The sequence below is a fragment of the Streptomyces sp. NPDC022552 genome (assembly GCF_055561875.1).
Genome location: NZ_JBVHGJ010000009.1, coordinates 42,400 through 67,492 on the forward strand (window position 1 = coordinate 42,400; position 25,093 = coordinate 67,492).

At 72.4% G+C, this 25,093-nt stretch carries 23 protein-coding genes; 11 read left to right on the forward strand and 12 right to left on the reverse strand.

The window, feature by feature from the left end; all coding sequences use genetic code 11:
- Positions 1 to 13: 13 nt before the first annotated feature.
- From ACZ3OF_RS22925 to ACZ3OF_RS22935, 3 genes are all read right to left on the reverse strand, one after another.
- Positions 14 to 877: an alpha/beta fold hydrolase gene (locus ACZ3OF_RS22925; RefSeq protein WP_361671279.1), complete on the reverse strand. Its 864-nt coding sequence runs from the start codon at positions 875 to 877 to the stop codon at positions 14 to 16.
- 43 nt (positions 878 to 920) lie between these two features.
- A complete protein-coding gene (locus ACZ3OF_RS22930; RefSeq protein WP_361671276.1) occupies positions 921 to 1,871 on the reverse strand; it encodes a GNAT family N-acetyltransferase in 951 nt (316 codons plus the stop codon).
- A 99-nt stretch (positions 1,872 to 1,970) separates the two neighbouring features.
- Complete coding sequence (locus ACZ3OF_RS22935; protein WP_361671274.1) at positions 1,971 to 3,017, reverse strand: DUF3533 domain-containing protein; 1,047 nt, start codon at positions 3,015 to 3,017, stop codon at positions 1,971 to 1,973.
- A 149-nt stretch (positions 3,018 to 3,166) separates the two neighbouring features.
- Between ACZ3OF_RS22935 and dnaE the strand changes: the two genes are divergently transcribed.
- The 3 genes from dnaE (at position 3,167) to ACZ3OF_RS22950 (ending at position 9,268) form a co-directional block, all read left to right on the forward strand.
- On the forward strand, positions 3,167 to 7,237 hold the full coding sequence (gene dnaE, locus ACZ3OF_RS22940; RefSeq protein WP_467306496.1) for a DNA polymerase III subunit alpha: 4,071 nt from the start codon (positions 3,167 to 3,169) through the stop codon (positions 7,235 to 7,237).
- A complete protein-coding gene (locus ACZ3OF_RS22945) occupies positions 7,234 to 8,193 on the forward strand; it encodes a DNA polymerase Y family protein (protein WP_467306498.1) in 960 nt (319 codons plus the stop codon). The genes dnaE and ACZ3OF_RS22945 overlap by 4 nt, the downstream gene beginning before the upstream one ends.
- Positions 8,194 to 8,383: 190 nt before the next feature.
- Complete coding sequence (locus ACZ3OF_RS22950) at positions 8,384 to 9,268, forward strand: esterase/lipase family protein (RefSeq protein WP_361671267.1); 885 nt, start codon at positions 8,384 to 8,386, stop codon at positions 9,266 to 9,268.
- Here the strand turns inward: ACZ3OF_RS22950 and ACZ3OF_RS22955 are convergent.
- Together ACZ3OF_RS22955 and ACZ3OF_RS22960 are read right to left on the reverse strand one after the other, a co-directional pair.
- A complete protein-coding gene (locus tag ACZ3OF_RS22955; RefSeq protein ID WP_361671265.1) occupies positions 9,265 to 10,257 on the reverse strand; it encodes a lytic polysaccharide monooxygenase auxiliary activity family 9 protein in 993 nt (330 codons plus the stop codon). The genes ACZ3OF_RS22950 and ACZ3OF_RS22955 overlap by 4 nt on opposite strands.
- A gap of 170 nt (positions 10,258 to 10,427) precedes the next feature.
- A complete protein-coding gene (locus ACZ3OF_RS22960) occupies positions 10,428 to 11,096 on the reverse strand; it encodes a response regulator (RefSeq protein ID WP_361671263.1) in 669 nt (222 codons plus the stop codon).
- A 121-nt stretch (positions 11,097 to 11,217) separates the two neighbouring features.
- Between ACZ3OF_RS22960 and ACZ3OF_RS22965 the strand changes: the two genes are divergently transcribed.
- The 5 genes from ACZ3OF_RS22965 (at position 11,218) to ACZ3OF_RS22985 (ending at position 15,178) form a co-directional block, all read left to right on the forward strand.
- Complete coding sequence (locus ACZ3OF_RS22965; RefSeq protein ID WP_361671261.1) at positions 11,218 to 12,201, forward strand: Bug family tripartite tricarboxylate transporter substrate binding protein; 984 nt, start codon at positions 11,218 to 11,220, stop codon at positions 12,199 to 12,201.
- Positions 12,198 to 12,734 carry a tripartite tricarboxylate transporter TctB family protein gene (locus ACZ3OF_RS22970; RefSeq protein ID WP_467306502.1) on the forward strand — a complete coding sequence of 179 codons (537 nt, stop codon included), beginning with the start codon at positions 12,198 to 12,200 and terminating at the stop codon, positions 12,732 to 12,734. The genes ACZ3OF_RS22965 and ACZ3OF_RS22970 overlap by 4 nt, the downstream gene beginning before the upstream one ends.
- A gap of 2 nt (positions 12,735 to 12,736) precedes the next feature.
- Entirely contained in the window at positions 12,737 to 14,233 is a 1,497-nt protein-coding gene (locus ACZ3OF_RS22975) for a tripartite tricarboxylate transporter permease (RefSeq protein ID WP_361671256.1), read from the forward strand.
- The gene (locus ACZ3OF_RS22980) at positions 14,230 to 14,691 is read left to right on the forward strand and encodes a GNAT family N-acetyltransferase (protein ID WP_467306505.1); all 462 of its coding nucleotides are present in this window, start codon (positions 14,230 to 14,232) and stop codon (positions 14,689 to 14,691) included. Before ACZ3OF_RS22975 ends, ACZ3OF_RS22980 begins: the two co-directional genes overlap by 4 nt.
- Positions 14,692 to 14,764: 73 nt before the next feature.
- The gene (locus ACZ3OF_RS22985; RefSeq protein WP_361671252.1) at positions 14,765 to 15,178 is read left to right on the forward strand and encodes a DUF6299 family protein; all 414 of its coding nucleotides are present in this window, start codon (positions 14,765 to 14,767) and stop codon (positions 15,176 to 15,178) included.
- 448 nt (positions 15,179 to 15,626) lie between these two features.
- Here ACZ3OF_RS22985 and ACZ3OF_RS22990 read toward each other — a convergent pair whose 3' ends face one another.
- Complete coding sequence (locus tag ACZ3OF_RS22990; protein ID WP_361671247.1) at positions 15,627 to 16,106, reverse strand: ribonuclease FAU-1 family protein; 480 nt, start codon at positions 16,104 to 16,106, stop codon at positions 15,627 to 15,629.
- A complete protein-coding gene (locus ACZ3OF_RS22995; RefSeq protein WP_361671245.1) occupies positions 16,087 to 17,007 on the reverse strand; it encodes a GNAT family N-acetyltransferase in 921 nt (306 codons plus the stop codon). The genes ACZ3OF_RS22990 and ACZ3OF_RS22995 overlap by 20 nt, the downstream gene beginning before the upstream one ends.
- A gap of 73 nt (positions 17,008 to 17,080) precedes the next feature.
- Between ACZ3OF_RS22995 and ACZ3OF_RS23000 the strand changes: the two genes are divergently transcribed.
- Entirely contained in the window at positions 17,081 to 17,455 is a 375-nt protein-coding gene (locus ACZ3OF_RS23000; RefSeq protein WP_361671242.1) for a GntR family transcriptional regulator, read from the forward strand.
- A 63-nt stretch (positions 17,456 to 17,518) separates the two neighbouring features.
- Here the strand turns inward: ACZ3OF_RS23000 and ACZ3OF_RS23005 are convergent, their stop codons facing one another.
- From ACZ3OF_RS23005 to ACZ3OF_RS23020, 4 genes are all read right to left on the reverse strand, one after another.
- Complete coding sequence (locus tag ACZ3OF_RS23005; RefSeq protein WP_467306509.1) at positions 17,519 to 18,730, reverse strand: DUF5925 domain-containing protein; 1,212 nt, start codon at positions 18,728 to 18,730, stop codon at positions 17,519 to 17,521.
- Positions 18,731 to 18,803: 73 nt separating this feature from the next.
- Complete coding sequence (locus ACZ3OF_RS23010) at positions 18,804 to 19,577, reverse strand: polysaccharide deacetylase family protein (RefSeq protein WP_361671430.1); 774 nt, start codon at positions 19,575 to 19,577, stop codon at positions 18,804 to 18,806.
- A 20-nt stretch (positions 19,578 to 19,597) separates the two neighbouring features.
- On the reverse strand, positions 19,598 to 20,614 hold the full coding sequence (locus tag ACZ3OF_RS23015; protein ID WP_361671238.1) for a glycosyltransferase family 2 protein: 1,017 nt from the start codon (positions 20,612 to 20,614) through the stop codon (positions 19,598 to 19,600).
- On the reverse strand, positions 20,611 to 21,438 hold the full coding sequence (locus ACZ3OF_RS23020) for a glycosyltransferase family 2 protein (protein WP_467306511.1): 828 nt from the start codon (positions 21,436 to 21,438) through the stop codon (positions 20,611 to 20,613). The genes ACZ3OF_RS23015 and ACZ3OF_RS23020 overlap by 4 nt, the downstream gene beginning before the upstream one ends.
- Before the next feature lie 609 nt (positions 21,439 to 22,047).
- Here ACZ3OF_RS23020 and ACZ3OF_RS23025 point away from each other — a divergent pair.
- A complete protein-coding gene (locus tag ACZ3OF_RS23025) occupies positions 22,048 to 22,854 on the forward strand; it encodes an SGNH/GDSL hydrolase family protein (protein WP_361671232.1) in 807 nt (268 codons plus the stop codon).
- Here the strand turns inward: ACZ3OF_RS23025 and ACZ3OF_RS23030 are convergent.
- Positions 22,838 to 24,445: a serine/threonine-protein kinase gene (locus ACZ3OF_RS23030; protein ID WP_361671229.1), complete on the reverse strand. Its 1,608-nt coding sequence runs from the start codon at positions 24,443 to 24,445 to the stop codon at positions 22,838 to 22,840. The genes ACZ3OF_RS23025 and ACZ3OF_RS23030 overlap by 17 nt on opposite strands.
- Positions 24,446 to 24,781: 336 nt before the next feature.
- Here ACZ3OF_RS23030 and ACZ3OF_RS23035 point away from each other — a divergent pair, with 336 nt between their 5' ends.
- The gene (locus tag ACZ3OF_RS23035) at positions 24,782 to 25,045 is read left to right on the forward strand and encodes a hypothetical protein (protein WP_361439168.1); all 264 of its coding nucleotides are present in this window, start codon (positions 24,782 to 24,784) and stop codon (positions 25,043 to 25,045) included.
- Positions 25,046 to 25,093: the final 48 nt, after the last annotated feature.

A 25,093-nucleotide genomic window follows, 5' to 3' on the forward strand; every position in this document is an offset into this window, starting at 1 on the left:
GGACACGCCCCGGCTACCGGGCCAGCCACTCCAGGACCGTCGGCAGTGCGTACTGGGCGGCGAAGTGTCCGGCGTCCGGTTGCAGGACGAGCGTGGCGCCGGGGATCCGGTCGGCCAGCCAGCGGGTGTGGGCGGGCGGTGAGAAGGCGTCGTCGAGGCCGTGCCAGAGGAGGACGGGGACGGCGACGGCGGAGACGTCGAAGCCCCAGGGGCGGGTGAAGGCGAGGGCGTCGTCGGTCCAGCCGTGGTGCGAGGTGCCGAGCGCCTCGCGGTAGGTGCGCAGCAGCGCGGCGCGTACGGCGGGATCGGAGACGATCGGCAGGTCGTGGTCGGAGAGTTCGGCCCGCAGGTCCTCGATGAGGCGCTCGGGGTCTTGCCGGATGGCCGCGGCCCGGGCGGCCAGGTCCGCGTCGAGGAGTTCGGGCGACTCCGTCGCCAGGCCGAACTCGTGGACGTTGAACGGGGTCATGCCGGCGAACCAGTCGAGCCCCGCCGCGTCCCGGGGCGCGATGCTCACCAGCGCCGCGGCGGCTCGGACCCGGCCGGGGAGCAGGGCCGCGCAGGCGAGCGCGTGCGGCGCCCCGCCGGACCGCCCGACCACGGCGAACTGCTCCACCCCCAGCGCGTCGGCGACGGCCGCCGCGTCCCGGGCCGCGTCGGCGACCCGTCGTCCGGGTAGCCGGTCCGAACCCCCGTACCCGGGACGGTCGTAGGCGAAGAACCGCATGTCGGGATGGTGGCCGGCGAGATCGGGCAGCGTGGTGCCGAGCCGGCTGCCGGGTGTGCCGTGCAGGAGCAGTACGGGGGTCCCCGAGGGATTTCCCCATTCCTCGGCCAGCAGCAGGCGGCCGTCGTCGGTGCGCACATGCCTTCCCATGGCGGGGGAGCCTATCGGCCCGAGGCGCGCGTCAGGGTACGGGTCAGAGGGCGCGGGCGAACTCCAGTCGGTCGGCGAAGTTCACGTACCCGGCCCGCACGAAGGCCTTGGCCATGGCCACGTTCGCACGGTCGCAGTCCCCGCGGATCTCCGTGGCGCCGGCCGCGGCCAGGACCCGCGTGCCCCGGACCACGACCGAGGAGGCGTACCCCTTGCCGCGGTGGGCGGGGGCGACGCCGACGAAGCCGATCACCGGAACGCTGGGGCTCTCGGCCGGCAGGCTGATCACGGCGACGGTGCCGTCGGCGTCGTGGCCGAGCTCCCACCACTCGGGCTCGTGCTTCAGCTCGGCCGTCTCCTCGAACAGCAGCTCGGCCGCGCGCCGTACGCCGTGCTGCCGTACGTCGGCGGCGAGCCGGGCGTCCGCGGTGTCCGCGAGCAGCTCGGCGAGGACGGCGACGAAGGGCTCGGGGCCGAGCTCGGCGAGCGAGCGGAAGGTCAGGCGGGGATCGTCGGCGGGCAGCGCACCGGTCCCGTCGGAGACGGCGGGGTTCCGGAGGCTGAACCGCCGCCCGTCGCGGACCACCTCGAAGCCGGAGGCGCGCAGCAACTCGCCCCGGCGCTCCGGGTTCCGTTGGAACTGCGGGGCCTGGGCGGGGGAGTCGACGACATGCTCCAGCTCCGTCGCGCCCAGCTCCCCGGCCTTCGCGGCCGCCGCGCCGAGCAGCGCGGCCCCGGTCTCCGGGGAGTCCTCCGGCGCCTCGAACAGCACGACGGCGAGCGGGACGTCGTGCTCCGGCAGGGTCCACAGCACCACGCTGCCGGTGAGCCGTCCGTCGCCGTCCTCGGCGACGAGGCACCACTCGGGCCGGGTGCACGCGCTGTCGAGGAGCTGGGTGAGGTACGCGCGGGTGGCGGCGTTGCGCTCCGGGTCGGCGGGGTGCTCGACCAGGGCGGGGAGTTCGTCGGGGCGGGCGGGGCGAACGAATGTCACGGAGAGCCTTGTCGGTTCGGGGGCCGGTGGATGGCGCCCCGCGAACCTAATGGTCCGTCGGTCGGTGGGCCAGGGCTTTTCGCCAGGGCGGGGGCGGATTCAGGCGGCGGCGCCGCCCGCGGCGCCGAGCCCCTCGGGAGTCGGCTCGGTCCCGGGCCTGCGCTTCAGCGAGGACATCACCAGCGTGATCGCGCTGCCGACGACCGCCCAGGCGGAGAGCACCAGGAGCGAGACGGTGACGTCGTTGCCCTTGAAGTACGCGATCGAGCGCGCGACCCAGGTGCCGGCGCCCGGAGGCAGGGCGGGGCCGATCGCCTTCCAGAACGGTGGCAGCATCGGCAGCGGGAAGGCGCCTCCGGCGCTCGGGTTGCCCGCGACCACGATCAGCAGGATCGCGAGACCGATGCCGACGATGCCGAAGAGGGACTGCAGGGCGAGGGTGGCGGCGCCGACCGCGAAGACGACGAGGGCGCCCAGACCCCACAGGGCCGCGACGCTGCCCGGCAGGGCTCCCAGGATCGGGCCGACGATGACCGCGCCCCCGAGGCCGCCGAGGATCGCGTAGAGCGCGAGGACCCCGAGCCGGATGATCGCGCGTTCGGGGTTCGCGGGCCGCGCGCCCGAGCTGATCGCGAGGACCGCGGCGCAGATGTAGCCGCCGACGCACCAGCCGACGACCAGGTAGAAGGCGGAGAGGCCGTCGAAGTCCTGCGGGGAGGCTGGGGCGACGTCGACGGTTCGTACGGTGCGCTGCTGGGCGCCCTCGAGCCGGGTGAAGAGCGAATCCAGGGCGGAGGCGAGCACGGTGCCGCCGCCGGAGGCGACGAGCAGGGTGTCGGTGGTCCTGGCCGGATTCACCAGCAGGGCGCCGTCGATCTCCCGGTTCAGGATCTGCTTCCTGGCCTCGGCCTCGTCCGTGACGGTCCGGGGGTCGAGCGGTTCGCCGGGGAGCTTCTCCAGCTGCCCGACGAGCTGGGCGGAGACCTGTGGGGGCGCGACCACGCCGAAGGGGACGTCCTTCGGCTTCGGGTCGTGGAGCGCCCCGACGTACGAGGCGATGAACAGCAGCTGGAGGGCGAAGACGCCGACGACGAGCAGGGCGGCTCGGGGGGTGACGGCGCTCTTCAGTTCATCGACGAGGCTCATGCCCCCACGCTGGGCGGAGAGGGGTGTTTGCGCAGGTGGGATGGGGCCGAACGGATGAGGTGCGCGGCGTATCGTACGGACGTTCGAAATGGTCTATGGTGAGGAGGAGGGGGTGGGAACATACGTGCGAATCGATGCGGGAGGTGTGTATGCCGGGGTTCACGCATCTGCACACCGCATCGGGCTTCTCCCTGCGGTACGGCGCCTCGCACCCTGAATGGCTGGCGGAGCGCGCGGCGGAGCGGGGCATGGACGCGCTCGCCCTCACGGACCGCGACACGGTCGCGGGCGTGATCCGCTTCGCGAAGGCCTGCGAGGCGGCGGGCGTGCGTCCGCTGTTCGGCGTGGACCTGGCGATCGCCCCGTCGGCCGCCGGGACGGCCGACGACGCCGACGTGCGCGTGTACGCCGTGAACGGCTTCGGCCGGGGGGTGTCGGGGGGCGGTACGGGTACGGGCAGGGGCGGTGCGGGCCGTAGGGGTGGTGCGGGTGCGCCGGGAGGTGTGGCCGAGGCCGGTACGGAGCGGGGCGCGCCCGGTGGCTCCGGTGCGTCCGGCGCGGGGGCGGTGGACCCGGCGGCTTCCGCCGGCTCCGGTGCCGTCGCGGAGGCCGAGAGCACCGGGGTCCCGGGTGGTTCCGGTGGGTCCGGGGCCGGGGCGTCCGGCTCGGGAGTCGTACCGGCCGGGTCGTCGTCCTTGCCGGGTGCCGAGCCGGGCTCCACCCCGGCCGTGTCCGCTCCCTCTCACGGGCTGTCCGCTTCGGACACCCGTGGCGTCGGCCCGTCGGGTCCGTCCGGCCCGTCGGGCACGTCGGGCACGTCCGGTCCGTCCGGCGCGGACGCCGTGGCCCAGGGCGGGTCCGGGCCGGTCGCGCCGACGGCCGGTTCCGGTGGCCTCGGCGTCCGTGGGGCCCCGGGCGGTTCCGGTGGTCTCGTCGGCGCCCGCGGGGTCCTGGGCGGGTCCGGGCAGGCCGTGTCCCGGTGGCCTGGGCGCGGTGGGGTTTCCGCGCGGCGCGTGCCCGTGCGCGGCGGGGCCTTCGTCGACGAGTCCGCCTCCCGGGCCGTCCTCCTCGCCCGGTCCCGCGCCGGCTGGGCCGCGATCTGCCGGATGGTCAGCGCCGCCCATGCCCGCGAGACGGGCGGGCCTCTGCTGGCCTGGGACGACAACCATGGCGACGACCTCGTCGTCCTGCTCGGGCCCGCCTCCGACGTCGGGCAGGCGCTCGCCGCCGGGCGCCCCGACCGGGCCGCCCGGCTCCTCGCGCCCTGGCGCGAGCGGTACGGCGACGCCCTCCGTCTCGAGGCCGTCCACCACGGCCGCTCCGGCGCCGGTCCCGGCTCGCTGCGGCTCGCCGCCCGTACCGTCGGCTTCGCCGCCGAGCACGGCGTCCGTCCCGTCCTCGGCAACGCCGTCCGCTACGCCGACGCCGGCCAGGGCCCCGTCGCCGACGTCCTCGACTCCGCCCGCCGCCTCGTCCCCGTCGACCCCCGCAAGGAGCTCGACAGCGGCGAGGCCTGGCTCAAGGGCGGCGGCGACATGCTGGCCACCGCCGAGCGGATCGTCGAGGCCGCGGGCTTCCGCCGGGACACCGCGTACCGGCTGCTCGACCAGACCCAGGCGGTCGCGGCCGACTGCCTGGTCGACCCCCAGGACGACCTCGGCATGGGCTCCGCCCACTTCCCCGAACCGTCCCTCGTCGGCGCCGAGCGCCGCACCGCCCAGCGCGTGCTGGCCTCCCGGGCCGCCGCCGGCATGGTGCTGCGCGGATACGAACGGCGCCGCGACTACTGGGACCGGATGCACCGCGAGCTCGACATCATCGCCCATCACCACTTCGCCACCTACTTTCTGACGGTCGCTCAGGTCGTCGACGACGTGAAGAGGATGGGGATCCGGGTCGCCGCCCGCGGCTCCGGCGCCGGCTCCCTCGTCAACCATCTCCTCGGCATCGCCCACGCCGACCCCGTCGAGCACGGCCTGCTCATGGAGCGCTTCCTGTCCAAGAACCGCACCGCCCTTCCCGACATCGACATCGACGTGGAGTCCGCCCGGCGCCTGGAGGTCTACCGCGCGATCATCGACCGCTTCGGCACCGAGCGGGTCGCCACCGTCTCCATGCCGGAGACCTACCGGGTCCGCCATGCCGTACGGGACGTGGGCGCGGCCCTGTCCATGGACCCGGCCGAGATCGACCGGATCGCCAAGGCGTTCCCGCACATCCGCGCCCGGGACGCCCGCGCCGCCCTCGACGAACTGCCCGAACTGCGCGAACTGGCGAAGGAGAGGGAGAGGTTCGGCAGGCTCTGGGAGCTCGTCGAGGCCCTCGACGGCCTCCCCCGAGGGATCGCCATGCACCCGTGCGGGGTCCTGCTCTCGGACGCCTCGCTGCTCACCCGTACCCCCGTCGTGCCCACCAGCGGCGAGGGGTTCCCCATGTCCCAGTTCGACAAGGAGGACGTGGAGGACCTCGGGCTGCTCAAGCTCGACGTCCTCGGTGTGCGGATGCAGTCAGCCATGGCGCACGCCGTCGCCGAGGTGGAGCGGGCCACCGGCGCCCGGCCGGACATCGACGCGCTCCCGTCCGCCGACCCCGCGACGTACCGGCTCATCCAGTCCACCGAGACGCTCGGCTGCTTCCAGATCGAGTCGCCCGGCCAGCGTGATCTGGTCGGCCGGCTCCAGCCCAGCACCTTCCACGACCTCGTCGTCGACATCTCGCTCTTCCGGCCGGGGCCGGTCGCCGCCGACATGGTCCGTCCGTTCATCGAGGCCCGCCACGGCCGGGCGCCCGTCCGCTACCCGCACCCCGACCTGGAGGGCGCACTGAAGGAGACGTACGGCGTCGTCGTCTTCCACGAGCAGATCATCGAGATCGTACGGATCATGACCGGCTGCGGCCGGGGCGAGGCCGACCAGGCGCGGCGAGGGCTCTCGCACCCCGAGTCGCAGGGCCGGATCAAGGTCTGGTTCGCGCAGCGGGCGGAGGAGCGCGGATACGGCCCCGAGGTCGTCGCCCGCACCTGGGAGATCGTCGAGGCCTTCGGCTCGTACGGCTTCTGCAAGGCGCACGCGGTCGCCTTCGCCGTACCCACGTACCAGTCGGCCTGGCTCAAGGCGCACCACCCGGCGGCCTTCTACGCCGGGCTGCTCACCCACGACCCGGGGATGTACCCGAAGCGGCTGCTGCTGGCGGACGCCCGGCGGCGCGGGGTGCCGGTGCTGCCGCTGGACGTGAACCGGTCCGCGGCCGCACATCGAATCGAACTGGTGTCCGGTACGCCGGAGCGGTGGGGACTGCGGCTCGCCCTCGCCGACGTCCACGGCATCAGCGAGGCCGAGAGCGCGCGGATCGAGACCGGACAGCCCTACGCCTCGCTGCTCGACTTCTGGGAGCGGGCCCGGCCCCGTAAACCGGTGGCCGAACGACTCGCGCAGGTCGGCGCGTTGGACGCCTTCGGAGCCAACCGCCGTGATCTGCTGCTGCACGTGACCGAGCTCCACCGCACCCAGCGCGGAGCCGCCTCCTACGGAGGTCAACTCCCGCTCGCCCAGGGCCGGAAGACCGCCCCCATCGGTCTGCCCGACCTCGACGAGTCGGAGCGGCTCAGCGCCGAGCTCGGGGTCCTCGGCATGGACGCCTCGCGCCACCTCATGGCCGACCACCACGCCTTCCTGCGCGAACTCGGCGTGGTCTCCGCCAGACGGCTGCGCGAGGCCCGGCACGGAGAGACCGTCCTGGTCGCGGGCGCCAAGGCGGCCACCCAGACCCCGCCGATCCGCTCCGGCAAGCGGGTCATCTTCTCCACGCTCGACGACGGCACGGGCCTGGTCGACCTCGCCTTCTTCGACGACTCCCACGAGGCCTGCGCGCACACCGTCTTCCACTCCTGGCTGCTGCTCGTCCGGGGCGTGGTGCAGCGGCGCGGCCCGCGCAGCCTCAGCGTGGTCGGTTCCGCGGCCTGGAACCTCGCCGAGCTGGTGGAGGTGCGCGCCTCCGGCGGTCTGGAGGCGGTGGCGGCGCGCCTGGCCGACCGGCCCGAACGGCCCGAACGGCCCGAACGGCCCGGACAGCCCGGACGCACGGGCGGGACCGACAACGGGCGCCGGATCACGATGGAGACCGGATACGAGATGAACCCCTGGGCGGACCTGAAACCGGCCGGCGAAGGGGTTCCCAGCGGAAGGAAGCTGTGGCACCAGAGTCCGGGGAGCGCGGGATGATCCTCTGTGTACGGTTCCGGCTCGACGCCCCGGGGGAGGCGATGCTTCCCCGGCTGGTCGGGCTGCTCGGCGAGTTCACCCCGGTCGTCGAGGCCTGCCCGCCCGACACCCTGCTCGCCGACGTCCGCGGCGCGCTGCGCTACTTCGGCTGGACCCCGACGGAACTCGCCTCGGTGGTACGGGTCAGGGCGCTCGCCCTGTACGGCGTCGACTGCGTCATCGGGGTCGGGCCGAACCCGATGCTGGCCCGCATGGCGGCCCGCGAGGCGCGCCCCGGTGTCACCCAGGTCGTCGAGGATCCGGCCGCCTTCCTGCGGGAGCGCCCGGTCGTCGCGCTCGACGGGGTCGGCCGCACCACCGCCCGTACCCTCTGCTCGTACGGACTCGACTCCATCGGGCGGGTCGCGGACGCGCCGCTCGCCGTGCTCCAGCGGCTCGTCGGCGCGAAGGCCGGACGCGAACTCGCCGAGCGGGCCCGGGGGATCGACAGGAGCACGGTCGTACCGAACGCGGCCTCCCGGTCGCTGGCGGCCGAACGCTCCTTCCCCCACGACGAGTTGGACCCGACGGCCCAGCGCAGGGCGCTGCTCTCGCTCACCGAGGAGCTGGGTGCCCGGATGCGCTCGGAACGGCAGGTGTGCCGCTCCCTGACGGTGACCGTGCGGTACGCGGACCGGTCCACCACCACCCGTACCCGGACGCTGCCCGAACCGACCGCGCACTCGGCGGCGCTGGCCGCCCTCGTGTACACGATCCACGGCTCCTTCGGGCTCCAGCGGGCCCGGGTGCGGGGGATCGCGCTGCGCGCGGAGGGGCTCGCGCCGGCGGAGGGGGCCGCGCACCAGCTGACCTTCGACCCGGCGGACGAGAAGGCCCGGCGGCTCGAGGCGGTGGCGGACCGGGCGCGGGCGAAGTTCGGTCCCCGGGCGATCGTGCCGGGCTCGCTGGCGGCCTGAGTCCGGCCGTTACTCCCTACCGGCGACCTTGCTGACGAGAAGTCACTTTTTACCGACGCGTAACTTCCCAGCCGAGGCTACCCGTGCGTAGCTTGGCTAGAAGCAGAGCATCCCCACTTGTGGTCCGGGCCGCAGGGCTTACTGCCGTCGTTCGTTCCTGATTTCCCTTGAGCCGCAAGGAGATCGCACGATGCTGCCCTGGAAAAGACACGCGCTCAGAACGCTCTCGGTCCTGCTGCTGACCGCCGCCGCCACCCTCGCCCCCACCGCCGCCTCGGCCCAGGCGGCCACCACCGACACCACGGCCGCCGCCTCCAGCCGTGGCTGGAACGACTTCTCCTGCAAGCCCTCGGCCGCCCACCCGCGCCCGGTCGTGCTGGTCCACGGCACGTTCGGGAACTCCATCGACAACTGGCTGGCCCTCGCGCCGTACCTCGTCAACCGTGGGTACTGCGTCTTCTCGCTCGACTACGGCCAGCTGCCCAACGTGCCCTTCTTCCACGGGCTCGGCCCCATCGACAAGTCCGCCGAACAGCTCGACGCCTACGTCGACAGGGTCCTCGCGGCCACCGGCGCCGCCGAGGCCGACCTCGTCGGCCACTCGCAGGGCGGCATGATGCCGCGGTACTACCTGAAGTTCCTCGGCGGGGCCGAGAAGGTCAACGCGCTGGTCGGGATCGCCCCCGACAACCACGGCACGACCCTCCTCGGCCTCACCAAGCTCCTGCCGTACTTCCCCGGCGTCGAGGACTTCGTCACGAACAACACCCCGGGCCTCGCCGACCAGATCGCGGGCTCCCCGTTCATCACCCGGCTCAACGCGGGCGGGGACACGGTCCCGGGCGTCACCTACACGGTCATCACGACCAAGTACGACGAGGTCGTCACCCCGTACCGCTCGGGATTCCTCGACGGTCCGAACGTCACCAACGTCGTCATCCAGGACAAGTGCGCGCTCGACCTCTCGGAGCACGTGGCGATCGGGACGGTGGACCGGGTCACGTTCCATGAGGTCACCAACGCCCTCGACCCGGCCCACGCGACCCCGACGACCTGCCTGTCGGTGATCGGCTAGCGACGGCCGGGGCGGCGGCGGCTCGCACCGAAGAGCACCGCCGCGCCGAGTGCCAGGACGGCGGCGCCACCCATCGCGAGGTACGAGGTGGTGGCGTCGCCCCCGGTCTCGGCGAGCCGCTCGCCCGAGCCGGCGGCGGCGGGCTCGTTGGGCGCGGCCGAGGCGGCGGGCTCCGAGGGCGCGGGTTCGGTCGTCGCCGCGGGCGCCGAGGACGCGGGCGCGGCGGCCGTCTCCTGGGCGCCGGTCCCGGCGTGGTCGTCCCCGTGACCGCCGTGCTCGACGGAGGACTTGTCCTCCCCGTCCTCGTACTCCTCGTCGGTCGGCGCGGTCGCCGTCGGCGCGGTCGTACCGCCGTTGTCCTTCCCGAACACGACGTCCGAGCAGGTGTAGAACGCCTCGGGGGAGTCGGAGCGCTGCCAGATCGAGTAGATCAGGTGGCGGCCGGACTTGTTCGGGATCGTGCCGTCGAAGACGTAGTCGCCGCTCTCCATCCGCGGGTCGGTCACCGTCGCGAACGGCTTCTCCTCCAGGTCCGACCACTTCAGCGGCTTCGAGGGGTCGTAGCCGTCCTTCGTCACGTACAGCTCGAAGGAACCCCGGTGCGGGGCCGTCCCCTTGTAGCGGAAGGTGTGCTTCCCGGAGGCGAGCGTGCTGGCCGGCCAGTCGGCGCGGGCCAGGTCGAGACCGCGGTACTTGTCGTTGCCGGCGCTGCACAGCTTGCCGTCCGGGATCAGGTCGCGGTGCTTCCCGGCGGCGTTGGCGATGTTCACCGCGTTCCAGTCGTAGAACGCCTGCGCCCCGCTCGCCGCGACGGCCGCCTTGCACGCCGCCGACTTCGGGCTCTCCGGCCCCTCCGCGTAACAGGCGGACACCCGGCTCACCGGATCGGTCATGGACCCGTGCGCGAAGGCCGGCGCGGCGACGAGACCCGACAGGGCCACCGCGGCGGTGGCGGTGACGGCTGAGACGGCGGTACGGCGAGAGGTCATGGGGGGACAGCTCCTTCACGAGGGTGGGGCGTGGGGGTTCGCTCAGCAAGCTAGCCGCCGGAAACCTCGAAAAAGGCCGCGGAGAGCGGGAGACGGCGATCCTTAGGATCGCTTTAAGGCACAGGTAAGAGCGGGCTCAGGAAGGAGCCGGGGCCCGGTCGCTGCCCCAGCTACCCCAGTCGCCGGTAGCGCCGTTCCGGGCGGCCCGTTCCGCCGTACCGCAGGGTGATCTCCGCGCGGCCCGTCTCCGCGAAGTACTCCAGGTAGCGGCGGGCGCTGACGCGGGACAGGGAGCCCGCCTCCGCGCATTCCGTTGCCGACAGGCCCTCGGGGTGGGCCCGCAGGATGCCGTCCACCAGGTCCGCCGTGTGCGCGGCCAGGCCCTTCGGGAGTTCGCGCGAGCCCGGCGGGCGGGTGCCGAAGATCTGGTCCACGTCCTCCTGACGCGCCTCGTCCAGGTCGTCCAGCCTGCTCCGCAGCGAGGCCACGTGCCGCAGCTGCTCCTGGAGCGCCGACTGGTTGAACGGCTTGATCAGATAGTGCAGCGCCCCCGCCCGCAGCGCCGAGCGGATCATGCCCGCGTCCCGCGCCGCCGTGATGAACAGCGCGTCCACCGCGAGACCCGCCCCGCGCAGCTCGCGCAGGACCGAGATGCCGTCCATGTCGGGCAGGTAGATGTCGAGCAGGACGAGATCCGGGCGCAGCCGGTCGGCGAGGCGCAGTGCCTCACCGCCGCTGTGCGCGACCCCGACGACGGAGAAACCGTCCACGGCCGACACATAACGGCTGTGCAGCTTCGCGACCATGAAGTCGTCGTCCACCACCAGCACCTTCGTCACGCCGACACGCTAGGTCGCGACCACAAGGACCACAACGTCCGTTGGTTGCGGAAGAGAGACAGCTTCTTAACGCGCAGGCAACATGTGGGCCACTTCACATACCGATCGAGAGGCGGCACACGTGCGTCCACGCACCCCCCTCGCCCTGCTCGGGGCCGCGCTGCTGGTGTTGGTGGGGCCGCCCCTGCTCGCCACCGGCAGCGGCTCCGACACGGGCACCCGGATCCCCGGTCTGCGCGTCATGGTCCCCAACACACCCGGCGGCGGATACGACATCACCGCCCGCACCGCGGCCAAGAACGCCGAGGACGCCGGTCTCACCACCGGCATAGAGGTCTTCAACCTGCCCGGTGCCGGCGGCACCGTCGGCCTCACCCGGCTCGTCGGCGAGCACGGCAACGGCAAGCTCGCCATGTCCATGGGCCTCGGCGTCGTCGGCGCCGTCCACACCAACAAGACCCCGAAGACCCTCGCCGACACCACCCCGATCGCCCGGCTCACCATGGAGCAGGACATCGTCGTGGTTGGCAAGAACTCCCCGTACAAGACCATCCAGGACCTGATCGCGGCCTGGAAGAAGGACCCCGGCAAGCTGCCCGTCGGCGGCGGCTCCGCGCCCGGCGGGCCCGACCACCTCGCCCCGATGCTGATGGCCAGGGCCGCCGGCATCGCACCGAAGAGCGTCAACTACATCCCCTTCGACGGCGGCGGCGAACTCCTCGCCTCCATCCTCGGCAACAAGGTCGCCTTCGGCGTCTCGGGCGTCGGTGAGTACCTCGACCAGATCGAGTCCGGCGAGCTGCGGCTCCTCGCCGTCACCGGCGCGGAGCGGGTCCCCGGCCTCGACGCCCCGACCCTGCGTGAGGCCGGGCTCGACACCGAGTTCATCAACTGGCGCGGGATCGTCGCCCCGCCCGGCCTCTCCGACGCCGAGCGCGACAAGCTCGTCGGCCTGGTGACGGAGCTGCACGACTCTCCGCAGTGGCGCGAGTCGCTGAAGAAGAACGGGTGGAACGACGCCTTCCTGCCCGGCGAGCAGTTCGGCACCTTCCTCACCGAACAGGACAGGCAGGTCGCGTCGGTACTGAAGGAGCTGGGACTGTGACGACCACCGAGACCACCCCGTCCCCCACCGCGCAGGCGAAGAGGTCCTGGCTGCGCGAGCACTCCGAACTCGGCGTCGGCGCCCTTCTCTTCCTCATCGGCGTCCTCGTTCTCACCGACGCGCTCACCATGACCGTCGACATCGCCCAGCGCGGCCCGGTCGGCCCCAGAACCGTCCCCGTCGTGGTGGGGGCCGGCCTGCTCGTCGTCGCGGTCCTCCTCGCGATCGACGTCATGCGCGGCGGCCGCGGCGAGTCGGAGGGCGGCGAGGACGTCGACCTCTCCGAGCCCGGCGACTGGCGCACGGTCCTGCTCCTCGCCGGGGTCTTCCTCGCCTTCGCCGTCCTCATCGGACCGGTCGGCTTCCCCGTGTCCGGGGCCCTCCTCTTCTGGGGCGCGTCCTACGCCCTCGGCAGCCGCCACCTCCACCGCGACCCGCTGATCGCGGCCGGACTCTCCCTCCTCACCTACGTCGTCTTCAACAACCTGCTCGGCGTTCCGCTGCCCGGCGGCCCGCTGATGGGAGTGCTCTGACCATGGACTCACTGAACTCCCTGATCGACGGATTCGGTACGGCCCTCACCCCGATGAACCTGCTGTGGGCCGCGCTCGGCGTGCTCCTCGGCACCGCCATCGGCGTCCTGCCCGGCATCGGCCCCGCCATGGCCGTGGCCCTGCTGCTCCCGGTGACGTACGGACTCGAACCGACCGGCGCCTTCATCATGTTCGCCGGCATCTACTACGGGGCGATGTTCGGCGGCTCCACCACCTCGATCCTGCTCAACACCCCCGGTGAGAGCGCGGCCGTCGTCGCCGCCATGGAAGGCAACCCCATGGCCAAGGCGGGCCGCGGCGCACAGGCGCTTGCGGCCGCCGCCATCGGCCACTTCGCCGGCGGCATGATCGGCACGCTCCTGCTCGTCGCCCTCGCCCCGACCGTCGCCGCGCTCGCCGTCGACATCGGAGCACCCGACTACTTCGCCATCATGGTCCTCGCGTTCATCGCCGTGACCTCCGTCCTCGGCTCCTCCCGGATCCGCGGCCTCGCCTCGCTCCTCATCGGCCTCACCCTCGGCCTGGTCGGCCTCGACCAGATGACCGGGCAGCAGCGGCTCACCTTCGGCTCGCTCCAGCTCGCCGACGGCATCGACGTGGTGATCGTCGCGGTCGGCCTCTTCGCGATCGGCGAGGCGCTGTGGGTCGCCGCGCATCTGCGCCGTACGGCCGGCGAAGCCATCCCGGTCGGCCGGCCGTGGCTCGGCAAGGACGACGTACGGCGCACCTGGAAGTCCTGGCTGCGCGGGCCCGTCATCGGCTTCCCGTTCGGCGCGATCCCCGCGGGAGGCGCCGAGATCCCGACCTTCCTCTCGTACGTCACCGAGAAGCGGTTCTCCCGGCACAAGGACCAGTTCGGCAAGGGCGCCATCGAGGGAGTCGCCGGGCCCGAGTCCGCCGCCTCCGCCTCCGCCGCGGGAACACTCGTCTCCATGCTGACCCTGGGCCTGCCGACGACCGCCGTCGCCGCCGTCATGCTCGCCGCCTTCCAGCAGTACGGCATCCAGCCCGGACCGCTGCTCTTCGAACGCGAACCCGACCTGGTCTGGGGCCTGATCGCCTCGCTCTTCGTCGGCATGGTCCTGCTGCTCGCGCTCAACCTGCCGCTCGCGCCCGTCTGGGCCAAGCTGCTCCGCATCCCGCGCCCGTACCTCTACGCCGGCATCCTCTTCTTCGCCGCCGTCGGCGCGTACGCGGTCGGCGGCGAGGCGCTCGACCTCGTCATCCTGCTGATCATCGGCCTGATCGGGTTCGGCATGCGGCGTTACGGCCTTCCCGTGCTGCCCGCCGTCATCGGCGTCATCCTCGGCCCGGCCGCCGAACAGCAGCTGCGCCGCGCGCTCCAGATCAGCGACGGCTCGCTCACGGGCCTGGTGAACACGCCCTTCTCCGTGACCGTCTACGCGGTCATCGCCGTCCTCCTCGCCTGGCCCCTGCTGAAGAAGGTGATCGTCCGCCGCCGTAACGTGTCGGCATGACACAGGACATCCGGCTCGCGACGAGCACCGACGTCCCCCGGGTGAAGGCCGTGACCGACGCGGCCTATCACCACTACATCGAGCGGATCGGCCTCGTGCCGGCCCCGATGGAGGCCGATCACGCGGCGGACGTCGCCGCGGGGAGGGTGTTCGTCGCCGGCGGCCCGGTGGTCGGCCTCGTGGTCCTCAGGACCGAGGCCGACCATCTGTATCTCGACAACATCGCCGTCCACCCGGACGCGCAGGGCACCGGCCTCGGCAGCCGTCTGGTCGCCTTCGTGGAGTCCCGAGCCCGCGCCCTCGGGCTGCCCGAGGTCCGGCTGCTCACCAACGCGATGATGTGGGAGAACCAGAAGATGTACGAGCGGTACGGCTTCGAGGTCGTCGAGCGCCGGGCGGACGGACCGTACGACCGTATTCATTACCGCAAGCACCTCAACTCGCCCCCGATAGGGTGAGTTTCGGACACCTCGGGGCTTGATCCGATATCCCTGGCGGGCGACACACCCCCCACCCCGAAGGGATCTCCCCATGCGCTTCCGACTCGCCCTCTCGCTCGGCTCGCTGCTGGTCGCCACCGCGGCCGGCGCCGCCCACGCGGGCTCCGCCGACGTCCTCTCCGTCGAGGCGTACGGAACGGTCGCCGCCGACGGCACGGTCACCGTCTCCGGCACGTACCGCTGCGTCGACGACAGTGCGGGACCGGTCTTCGTCAGCAGCACGCTCGTCCAGGAGGACCGTTCCGCCGGCATCGGCGGCACCCGGGCCGTCTGTGACGGCCAGGTGCGCGACTGGTCCAACACGGCCGTCGTGAAGGAGCCCGGCTACCGGCCCGGCGCGGCCCGGGTGAGGGCGACCCTGATGCAGCTCACGCCCTCGGGCCCGCTGGGCGCGCCCATGCCCGGCTTCCTGGCCACCAGGGACGCGGCCGTGATCCTGGGGTAGGGGTCGGCGTGCATCGCCCTACGGGCCGAGGCCGGCGGGTCCACCCCGCGCCGCCCGTGTACGTGGGCTCTAGCGCCTGCTCGGGCGTCAGACCGAAGCCGATGTCCGGGCCGTAGACCGCCATGGCGAGGGCCTGGAACATCGGTGGAGGCGTGATGGCGGGGGTTCTTCGTGGACGCCACCGCGATCGACGTCCGGCGCGAGGGTACATCGTCGTGGACTCGTAACCGGCGAAGCTGCCCTCGCCGCCGATGAAGCCGCCGGTCTCGACGAACCCCAGTCCGTAGCTCCAGGTTCCGGGCCCGTTGTAGTTCCCCGCGAAGACGAAGGGGACCGGGTCCTTCTGCGCCTCGGCCCAGACCTCCGGTTCAAGCAGCTCACCCGTCGCCAGGGCGCGGGACCAGACACGCATGTCCGCGAGCGTCGAGACCACGCCACCGTGCGCCGCTCAGCCCAGCAGCTTCCTCAGCCCCTCGCGGCCCAGCAGTTCGAGCTCGTCGAGGGCGTCGACGGCGCGGGCCGCCGCCTCCGGGTCGGAAGCGGCCAGGCCGCTCGCCTGGAACTCGTCCTCGTCGAGCCGCAGCACCTCGCTGCCGTCCGCCGACACCCACAGGTCCAGGTCCAGGTCCTCGACCACGACCTCCGCGCCCTCGACCTCGGCCGGCCGGGTGACGTCGCAGTACCAGCCCTTGAGCGTCCCGTCCGAGGAGCGGACCTCCTTGACCGCGTACCAGCGGTCGCGCCAGTAGTGCTCCACGAACACGTCGCCCGGCTCGAACCGTACGAAGCCGAAGTCCCGCACCCCCTCGGCCGCCCATGGAGCGCGGACCGCCAGCCGGATGCCGTCGTCGGCGAGGACCTCGGCGGGGTAGCGGATCTTCGTGCGGCCCGCCTTCACGAGCACGACCTCAACCGAGCATGCGGGCATGACGTACCTCCGTCGCGCAGATCTCGTATCCGAACCACTTGTTGATCGCCAGCATGGGCCCGTTGCCCGCGTCGTTCCCGGTGAACGCCTCCGTGCAGCCGGCGGCCCGGGCCCGGTGCAGGGAGTGGTTCTTGGCCAGCTTGGCGAGGCCGCGCCCGCGGAAGGCCGGGTCGGTGCCGGTCATCCCGGAGTTGTACCGCCCCCGGCCGTCGGTCTGGGCGGCGCTGAACGCGGCGGGGCGGCCGTCCACGACCGCGACCGTGGTCAGCTCGGGGTCGAACAGCGGATGGTTCCAGGTGGTCGCCAGCCAGTGCTCGTAGTCCGTCAGCTCGGCACCGACGTCACCGGGCTCGTCGGCCGTGGTCAGTGCGTCGAGGACGAACAGCGGACGGGGATCGGCGTCGAAGGCGGCGGCACTCCGCAGCTCGACACCCGCCGGCGGCTCCACGAGCGGCGGCAGCTCGGCGGAGGCGAGGTCGAGGCGGAGGAAGTGCGCGGAACGGCGTGCGGAGTACCCGCGCCGCTCGGCGAAGCCACGGAACTCCGGATCGTCGAGGACCCAGCTGTAGAGCGTGCTCGCCCCGCGCTGCGCGAGGTGCTCCTCCGCGGCGTGCATCAGCAGCGTGCCCGCGCCGAGCCGTCGCTTCTCCGGGTGGACGTAGATGTCGACCGAGCCGACACCGGGCTCCGGCGCGTCGTGCACGACGCCGAGCCGGGCCGTGCCGACGACCTCGCCGTCGATCTCGGCGACCAGCGGCCGGTCATGCGCGTCGGGATGGGCGTGGGCCCAGTCGAAGGCCACCTGGGCGGCGTTCGTCAGCATGAACGGGAGCGCGGCCCGCCGGACGCGCGCGAAGTCCTCGGCGTCCTCGGGTCGTACATCACGGACGATCACAGTCATGGTGCCGCACGCTACGCGGCGGTGTTGCGCGGCCGCCTCCCATTTTCCCCCGGAGCGGGGGGAGAATCGGGCCGTGACATTGCGAATCACCGTGGACACGGACTCGTCGACCGCCCCGTACGAACAACTGCGCGCCCAGATCGCGGAGCGCGCCCGTTCCGGCGCCGTTCCGGTCGGCTACAAACTGCCGACGGTACGCGGCCTGGCGGAGGAGCTGGGCCTCGCGGCGAACACGGTCGCCAAGGCGTACAAGTCGCTGGAGGCGGACGGCGTCATCGAGACCCGGGGCCGCCACGGCACGTTCGTCGCCGCGGCGGGCGACGCGGCGGCCCGCCTGGCGGCGACCGCGGCGGCGACGTACGCGGGGGAGGCGAGGCGCCTGGGCCTGACCCACGAGGCGGCGTCGGCGGCGGTGACGGACGCGCTCCGGGCGGCGTACGGAAGCTGATCCCGCACCGGGGGCGGCGCCCTGGGGTCTCAGGGGCCCCGTCCTGGGCCCCACGGCACCGTCCTACAGGTACATGCCCGCGTCCGGGGTCCGGGGCTCCGGGAGCCCCGGGGCCGATGTTCCGCGCCGCAGGGCGTACAGCTCCGCCAGCGTCGCGCCCTCGCGGCCCACGCCCTCCTCGCGGCCCAGCCACCCCACCGCCTCGCTCCGGGTGAGCCCGCCCACCTCGATCCGCGCCAGGCACCGGCCGGGCCGGACCACGGCCGGGTGCAGCCGCTCCAGGTCCTCGTTGGTCGTGACGCCCACGAGGACGTTCCGGCCCTGGCCGAGCAGCCCGTCCGTCAGGTTCAGCAGCCGGGACAGCGCCTGCCCCGCCGTGTGCTTCGCCTCACCGCGGATCAGCTCGTCGCAGTCCTCCAGGAGCAGCAGCCGCCACCGCCCCTTCGCCGTGCCCTCGTCCTCGCCGATCGCGATGTCCATCAGATAGCCGACGTCGTTGAAGAGCCGCTCCGGGTCCAGGACACAGTCCACCTGGCACCAGTCCCGCCAGGAGCGGGCGAGGGTGCGCAGCGCCGAGGTCTTCCCGGTGCCCGGCGGTCCGTGGAGCAGCAGCAGCCGGCCCGCGATGTCGTCCGGGGTGACCTTCATCAGCCGGTCCATCGCGTCGGCCACGGGCGCCGTGTAGTTCGGCCGGATCTCCTCCCAGGTGCCCGCGCTGATCTGCCGGGTCGTCCGGTACGGCCCGCGTCGCGGCGACACGTACCAGAAGCCCATCGTCACGTTCTCGGGCTGCGGTTCGGGCTCGTCCCTCGCCCCGTCCGTCGCCTCCTCGAGGATCTTCTCCGCCAGCTCGGGCGCGGTCGCGGTGACCGTGACGTCCGCGCCCCTGTTCCAGCGGGAGATCAGCAGCGTCCAGCCCTCGCCCTCGGCGAGCATGGCGGCGCGGTCGTCGTCCTTGGCCGCGCGCACCACCGTCGCCCCGGCGGGCAGGAGCGTCGCGGCGGGCTTCACCCGGTCCAGGGACGTGCTGTGCGAGTGCGGCTGCTCGCCCGTGGCGAACCGGCCGAGGAAGAGCGCGTCGATGACGTCGGACGGCGAGTCGCTGTCGTCGACGTTGAGCCGGATGGGCAGCGCCCGATGCGGCTCGGACGGCGTGGACCCGACGGACGGCGCGGACCCAGCGGCCGGCACGGGCCTCTCGGACGGCGCGGACCCGGTCGGCGCGGGCCCGGATGGCGCGGAATCCTCGGATGGCGTGGCAGACATGGCGACCATGATCCGGCAACCGGGCATTCCGTGCACGGTGTTTTGAACGGGACGATCCGGGGCCCGCCACGGCCCCGGATCCTCAGAGCCCGTACCGCCCCGCCGAGCGGACCGCGGCCAGGGTACGGCGGACCAGTGCGTAGCCCTTGGTCAGCGCTCGGTCCGCGGCGAAGGTGCGGGTGATCGCCCGGCCCTCCACGAGGCGTTCGAACTCCTCGATCCCGGTGGAGCGCCGTACGGTCAGCCGCTCCAGCGCGTACGGTCCCTGCCGGCGCCGCGCCGCCGCGTTCCCGACCGCGAGCGCCTGGGCGTAGCCCGCCGCCCGGACCGTGCGCCGGACCCGGCGGTCCGAGTAGCCGTACGGGTAGGCGAACGACATCGGCGCGCGGCCGAGTTCCTCGCGGACGAGCTCCTTGCAGCGCAGGGTCTCGTACCAGAGGCGTCGCTCGTCGACCTGGTCGAGTTGCGGATGGGTGTGGGTGTGACCGCCGATCTCCGTACCGGCGGCGGCCAGTTCGCGCACCTGGTCCCAGTCGAGCATGGTGTCCAGGGCGCCGCCCTCGTCGTGCGCCCCCCGCAGCCAGCCCGTGGAGACGAACAGCGTCGACGCGAAGCCGTGCTTGGCGAGTACGGGCAGCGCGTGCCGGTGCACCCCCTCGTAGCCGTCGTCGAAGGTGATCAGGACCGGGCGCGCGGGCAGGCTCCCGCCCGTGCGCCAGGCCTCGGCCAGTTCGGCCGTGGTGAGCGCGGTGAACCCGCGGGCGGCGACGACCGCCATCTGCGTGGCGAACGCCTCGGGGGAGACGGACAGCCGGCGGGTGGCCGGAGCTGGTTCGTGGTCCACCGCGTGGTACATCAGGATCGGTACGGGTTCGTTCACGCGGCCACCTCCGGGGCTTCGCGGCGTCGCGGGATCGGCCCGGACGAGAACGTCGCCCCGCCCCCGCGGGCCCGCAGCGCCCCTCGTACGTAGCCGCCGGCCGCCACCGCCACGCCCGCCACGATCGCACCCGCCCGGCCCGCGCCGCCGGGGTGGCCGAGCAGCGCGTCGCGCAGACCGCGCGCGACGCCGGCCGGCAACACCCTGGTGGTGTACCGCCGTTCCGCCTCCAGTCCCTTGCCCGCGCCCACACTGCGGGAGACGAGCGCCTTGGAGAGGCCTTCGGCGTACGTCCGGGTACGGAAGTAGCCGAAGCGTTCGCGCGCCGCCGGGACCTTGTGGTGGATGACGGACCGGTCGTCGATCAGCAGGACGGCGTCCGGGAGGGCCTGGGAGAGCCGGATGCAGAGCTCGGTCTCCTCGCAGCCGAGCGGCCGCCGGTCGCCGTCCCGCCCGATGCCGGTGGCGAAGCCGCCCGCGGCGTCGAAGGCCGTACGCCGGAAGGAGGCGTTGCCGCCCAGCACGTTGCGTACCCGGACCCGCCCCGGAGGCAGGCCGCGGTACGTGCAGCCGACGACCCAGTCGAACTCCTCGGGGAACCAGTCCGGCCGGCGGCCCGACGCCCAGGCGGGGACGGTCCGGCCGCCCACCGCCATGACCCGCGGGTCGTCGTACGCCTCGGCGAAGTACCGCAGCCAGTCCCGCTCGGCCACGGCGTCGTCGTCGAGGAAGGCCACGAACTCGCCCTGCGCGGCGGCGATTCCGGTGTTGCGTCCGGAGGAGAGGCCACGGGGGCCCGCGTTGGCGAGCACCCGCACCTCCTCCTCGTGACCGGCCCGGTCCGTGAACCGCTCGGACAGCCGGGCGAGCAGCCGCTCGTTGTGGTCGACCACGAGCAGGATCTCCCGGGCCGGATGCGACTGGTTCCGTACGGAGTCGACCGCCGCGAGGATGTCCTCCCAGCGGTCCTCCGTGTAGACGCAGATCACGACGGAGAACAGACGGTCGGTCAAGACGTCTCTCCCCGGGGAACGTTGACCGAGAAGGCGTTCGGCCTGCGGCGCGCCGCGCGTCTGACGCCCTTCTCCCGGAGGATGACCTTCAGGACCCGGATGCCGTCGCGTACGGCGTTGAGGTTGCTCACGCCGTGGATGCGCAGGTACTCGTGGCTCGGTACCTCCTGGACCTTGAGGCCGGCCTGGACGACCCGGATGTTGATCAGGGTCTCGATCTCGAAGCCGGTGCAGTCCAGGGTGACCCTGTCCAGGCAGTGGCGCCAGAAGGCGTTGTAGCCGTAGCAGAGGTCGGTGTAGCGGGCGCCGAACTTGCGGTTGACCAGGGCGCAGAGCGCCCAGTTGCCCAGCCGGCGGACGGGTGTCATGTCGTCCGTGCCGCCGCCGTTGGCGAAGCGGGAACCCTTGGCGAAGTCGGCGCCGCCGACCAGGGCGGAGACGTAGGAGACGATCTCCTGGCCGTCGGCGGAGCCGTCCGCGTCGACCATCACGATGATGTCGCCGGTGCAGGCGGCGAAGCCGCTGATGAGCGCGTCGCCCTTGCCCTTGCCGACCTGCTTGACGACCTTGACGTCGGGCCGGAGTTCACGCGCCACCCGGACGGTGTCGTCGGTGGAGTTTCCGTCGACGAGAACCACTTCGTGGATCCAGTCGGGCAGCGACTTGAAGACGTACGGAAGATTTTCCGCTTCGTTCATCGCGGGGATGACGACACTCACCGGCGGAGTGATCGCCAAATGCGAGGTGATCGCCTTGTATTGGGCGGCTATTCGGCTCTGGTCCACCACTTCGTGGTCGACGGCCGGGCGCAGGAATGAACTCATGAGTGGTGTTTCCCTCTCGTCCGGTGGACCGCCCGCCCCCGGGCTGTCCGGTGGTCTGTCCGGTTACGAAAGGGGGGTACTCACCCCGTCCGCACAGCGAACGATCGCCGTACGGCATGGGTGAGTTGGCATCTCAGACCGCGCGGCACGCGACCCGGCGCACGCATGCGTACGTCGAGCACTGCCCCCCCTACCGCGCCCCGCTCCGGAACCCTCGCGACGCTGAAGCCCTCCCCTGAGCTGTTGAGCGCGATGGTCCGATGCGGGTGAGATGTACGACGGTATTGATGAATAGGACTGTATGGCAAGTCCTGGATCGCCGACTCCCATTTCTGCTAATTGGCGGCCCTTCGGCGGTCAGATACGGAACCGTCCCGATCGGTTTTTCACAATCCGTTTGTCTGGTGGTGTCATTGGGGTCGAATGAAACTCGTGCGCATTGTTGTGCGAATTCATTTCGATACAAGATCCATCAGGTGGCTGGATCTCGACGGTCCCTGACGGAGCGTCGGCGGCTCCTCGCCAAATCTCCTTGGCATGGACACTTCCAGCGGACTCGGCTCGCTGCTACTACCTAGTAGCGCAGAGATCCTGCTAAAGGGAGGTTCCATGAAAAGGTCCCGATTCGTGGCATTCTCGTCCTCACTCCTGCTCGGTGCCGTCCTCGCCCTCACCGGGGCGGGAACCGCGCAGGGCGCCGAAGCCGCAGCTCTCGACTACGTGGCGCTCGGTGACTCGTACTCATCCGGCGTCGGTGCCGGGAGCTACGACAGCGCCAGCGGCGACTGCAAGCGCTCCACCAAGGCCTTCCCCGTCCTCTGGAAGAACGCGAACTCGCCCTCGTCGTTCGCGTTCACCGCATGCTCGGGCGCCCGAACGGGTGATGTCACGAGCGGACAGCTCGGACCCCTCTCCACCGCCACCGACCTGGTCTCCATCACGATCGGGGGAAATGACGCCGGCTTCGCCGACGTCATGACCACCTGTGTCCTCCAGTCGGAAGCCTCCTGCATCAACCGTGTGAATCAAGCCAAGGCGTACGTCGACAGCACCCTCCCGGGGAAGCTCGACGCCGTGTATTCGGCCATCAGATCCAAGGCCCCGAACGCCCGGGTCGTCGTCCTCGGCTACCCGCGCTTCTACAAGATCGGCGGCAGTTGTGTCGCCGGTCTGAGCGAGAACGAGCGCCGCGTCATCAACGAGGGGTCCGACATCCTCAACGCGGCCACCGCCAAGCGCGCGGCCGACCACGGCTACACCTTCGCGAGCGTCGTCCCCGCCTTCACCGGACACGAGATCTGCTCCGGCTCGGCGTGGCTGCACAGCGTCAACTGGCTCAACATCGGCGAGTCGTACCACCCCACCGCCTCCGGCCAGTCCGGCGGCTACCTGCCCAGCTTCAGGGCTGTGGCGTAGCGGTCCCACTCGGGGAGGTGGCCCCGCCCGTCGGGGTCACCTGCTCGCAGGTCACCGAGAACGCCACCCGGTTCGAGCTCTTCTCGACCGGGGCGCGCACCTCCATCCGAATCCGGTCCCGGCGGGTCTCGCCCTCCCGGTGTGTCAGCTCCGTGTGCTCGACCTGCTGCTCCGCCGGCCCACCGGCCGGGAACTCCAGCTTCTGCCAGCCGTCCTCCGCCGAGCTCTCGCCGCTCTCCGTGACCCAGCGGTACTCCACCGAGGCGGGCGTGCGGCTCACCGTGAGCGTGGCGGCGAAGGAGGGCGCCCGGTCCTCGGGCGGCGGGCACGTGCCGCTGTAGCTGTCGCGCACGGCCCGTACGTGCACCAGGACCGTCGGTACCGGCGGTGCGGTGGTCGTCGGGTCGGCCGTCGTGCGGGTCGGGCTCGGCGTCGTGGTCGAGGGAGTCTCCGTGGGCGGCGCACTCGTGCCAGGCGCGCTGCTCGTGGCTCCTCCGCCCGGCCCCTGACCGCCGTCCTCGTTCCGCAGCAGCGCGTACGTCAGTCCGCCCAGGGCCAGCAGCAGAAGGACGATCCCGACCGCGAGGACGGCCACCGCCCGCCGTGAGCGGTCCTGATCCGTCCCGTCCTGGGGGAGCGGTCGCGAGGAGGCGGGCGGGGGGACGGGCAGCGGCAGCGGCGGGGTGCGCTCGCCGGCCGTGGCCCGACGGTCCGGCTCGTACGGCTCCGACGGCACCGGCCGTGACGATCCCGGCCCCGGCGACGCGGAGCCCGGCCCCGGGGTGCCGCCCGCGCCCACGATCCGCAACTGCCGCTCCGCGGGCGCCGCTTGAAGCCGCTCCTGCGGGTCCTTGCGCAGCAGGCCCTCGATCACGGGCGCGAGCGCCCCGGCCCGGCGCGGCGGCGGAAGCTCCTCGTCCACCACGGCCCGCAGCGTGCTCAGCGGAGTGTCCTGACGGAAGGGCGAGTGGCCCTCCACCGCCGCGTAGAGCAGCACGCCGAGCGACCACAGGTCCGAGGCCGGCCCCGGGGTCCGCCCCAACGCCCGTTCGGGGGCCAGGAATTCAGGCGACCCGATCAGCTCGCCCGTCATCGTGAGGGGAGACGTCCCCTGCACCGCGGCGATGCCGAAGTCGGTCAGCACGACCCGGCCGTCGTTGCCGAGCAGGACGTTGCCCGGCTTCACGTCCCGGTGCAGGACTCCCGCCTCGTGCGCGGCGCCCAGGGCCGCCAGCACCTCGGCGCCGATGAGCGCGGCGCGTCGCGGGGGCATGGGGCCCTCCGCGTCGAGGACGTCCGACAGGGCGAGCCCCGGGATCAGCTCCATCACGATCCAGGGCCGGCCGTCCTCGGTCGCCACGTCGTAGACCGTCACCACATTGCGGTGGGAGATCCGGGCGGCCGCCCAGGCCTCCCGCTCCAGGCGCGCGTACAGCCGGCGTTCGTCGTCACCGGCGAGGCCGGCCGGGGCCCGGACCTCCTTCACGGCCACGTCACGCCCCAGGACCTCGTCCCGGGCGCGCCAGACGGTGCCCATGCCGCCCTGCCCCAGCACGTCCAGGAGCCGGTACCGCCCCGCGATCACGGTCATGGCGTGTCTCCATCCGTCGACGGCCACGGTGGAGCATTCCTGCCCCTCGGCCGGGTACTTCGAACACCACCGGAGAAGTGCGAGGTGATCTTGGTGGTGGAGATCACACACCGTCAGATGACCGCAGGTGGCACCCGTGCGTGCAGGATGGTTCGTGACGGTTCGGAAGGTGTTCGAGCGCTGTCCAACTCACCCTGGAATCAGATGGATTCGGACAGTAGTCGTCAACCCCCGTACGAGTGCGGTGAATCCTGCCGTCGGGATACACGGGTGTCACAGCGGGGCGATAGGGTTAACCTGCCCGGGCCGGGTGCCCTCGTCAGGGTGGGGAGTGACATGGAACAGATAGCAATGCGCAGCAGGCCGCGAGTGCCTGCCATCACATGCGGGAGCAGCGCGACCAGTTCGCGGCTCGACCGCCATCTCGCGGTGCTCGGCGGCCCCGTCGTGCCCCAGCGTGAGGCGGCCGAGGCGACGCTGCTGATGCGTGAGCTGACATCGCGTGACGTCGCGCAGAGCCACCACAGCAAGAGCGCGCGCGTCTCGCTCTTCGCGCCCCTGCGCCGGCTGCGCCGCAGCCTCTTCGGCAGCCGCGGCTAGCCGGCGTTCCTTCGGGGTCGTGGGCATCTGGTCCGCAGAGCTGGGGTC